The organism is Novosphingobium sp. B-7, assembly GCF_000410615.1.
In the GTDB taxonomy this organism is placed as follows: Bacteria; Pseudomonadota; Alphaproteobacteria; order Sphingomonadales; family Sphingomonadaceae; genus Novosphingobium; species Novosphingobium capsulatum.
Window position 1 is genome coordinate 1 of sequence record NZ_APCQ01000110.1, and the last position, 1,791, is coordinate 1,791.

The window sequence follows — 1,791 nt, forward strand, 5'->3', positions numbered from 1 at the left end:
TGGCCGGGGGCGTGCTGGCCGATTGGCTGGGCACGCGCAGCCGCGCCGCCTATGCCCGTGTGCCCGCGCTGGCGTTCCTGGCCGGGGTGCCGCTGTTCGTCGCCGGGCTCCATGCCGGCAGCGCCGCGCTGGCGTTCTGGCTGTTCCTGTTGCCCCAGGCGCTGGTCTATATCTGGCTCGGCCCGATCCTGACCGCGGTGCAGCACCTGGTGCCCGCACCGATGCGCGCCACGGCCTCTGCCGCGTTCCTGCTGATCAACAACCTGATCGGCGTGGGCCTGGGGTCGCTGACCATCGGCAAGCTGTCTGACCTGCTCACGCCGCATTTCGGCAACGATGCGCTGCGCCAGGCGATCCAGATCGGCCTGGGCTTCTACCTGCTCGCGGCCGTGTTGATGCTGGCGGGGGCGCGCCACCTGGCGCGGGAATGGGTGGATTGATTTTGCCGCGCCAGGGCGCAACATAGGCCGATGTTGCGCACGCTCTATCCCCCGATCGAACCCTATGAAACCGGCACGCTCGATACCGGCGAGGGGCATGTCATCGCCTATGAACGCTGCGGCACGCCCGGCGCGACGCCGGCGGTGTTCCTGCATGGCGGGCCGGGCGGTGGCATTTCGCCCACCCACCGGCGCCTGTTCGACCCGGCGCGTTATGACGTGCTGCTGTTCGACCAGCGCGGCTGTGGCCGCTCCACTCCCCATGCCGGGCTTGAGGCGAACACCACCTGGCACTTGGTGGCCGATATCGAGCGGCTGCGCGAGATGGTCGGCGCGCAGCAGTGGCTGGTGTTCGGCGGCTCGTGGGGCTCCACCCTGGCGCTCGCCTATGCCCAGGCGCATGTCGAGCGCGTCAGCGCGATGGTGTTGCGCGGCATCTATCTGTGTTCGCAGGCAGAGCTGGACTGGTTCTATCAGTTCGGCGTCTCGCAGATGTTTCCCGACAAGTATGCCCGCTTTGTCGCGCCGATCCCGCCTGCGGAACGCGGCGACATGCTGGGCGCCTATTACCGCCGCCTGACCAGCGGGCCGATGGAAGAGCGCATTGCCGCCGCGCGGGCGTGGAGCCTCTATGAAGGCGAGACGATCACCCTGCTGCCCGATGCGGCCAACAGCGCGCAGCACGATGATGGCCATTTCGCCCTGGCCTTTGCCCGCATCGAAACCCACTATTTCACGCATGGCTGCTGGCTGGAGCCGGGGCAACTGCTCGCCGGGGCAGAGCGGCTGCGCCATATCCCCGCCACGATCGTGCATGGCCGTTATGACATGCCGTGCCCAGCCCACTATGCCTGGGCGCTACACGAGGCCTGGCCCGAGGCGGAGTTTCACCTGGTTGAAGGGGCGGGCCACGCCTTTTCCGAACCGGGTATTCTCGATCAGCTGATCCGCGCCACCGATCGCTACGCGCGATAGGCGCGGCGGCCGGGCACCTGCAACTGCACCACCACGCCGCCGGTGGCGCCGTTGCGGATTTCGATCCGCGCGCCCAGCGTGGCGGCGCGTTCACGCATGCCGACCAGGCCGAAATGGCCCGCCGCGCCTTGCATCGCGCCGGTAAAGCCGACGCCATCATCGCTGATCCGCAGCGTGAGCATGCGGCGGCCGTGATGCAGGGCGATGGTTATGGTCTGTGCCTGAGCATGGCGGCGGGCATTGGCCGCCGCTTCGTGGGCGATCGCCACGCACTCCTCGGCCACGGCGATCGCCACCGTGCGCGGCTTGCCACTGCAGCGCAGGATCACGGGCGGCACATGGCCATCGCTGCATAGCGGCGCCAGCGCGCGCGCCA

At 68.8% G+C, this 1,791-nt stretch carries 2 protein-coding genes and 1 pseudogene; 2 read left to right on the forward strand and 1 reads right to left on the reverse strand.

The annotated features are described in order from the left end of the window. Positions 1 to 440: pseudogene (locus tag H926_RS32900) on the forward strand (MFS transporter); the annotation flags it as partial. 30 nt (positions 441 to 470) lie between these two features. Next, positions 471 to 1,415, forward strand: a complete 945-nt coding sequence (pip, locus tag H926_RS0101080; RefSeq protein ID WP_022674654.1) for a prolyl aminopeptidase — start codon at positions 471 to 473, stop codon at positions 1,413 to 1,415. Here pip and H926_RS32905 read toward each other — a convergent pair. Further along, the coding region (locus tag H926_RS32905; RefSeq protein ID WP_028657416.1) for an ATP-binding protein at positions 1,403 to 1,791 on the reverse strand (389 nt) is incomplete at its 5' end. The two genes, pip and H926_RS32905, sit on opposite strands and share 13 nt — an antisense overlap.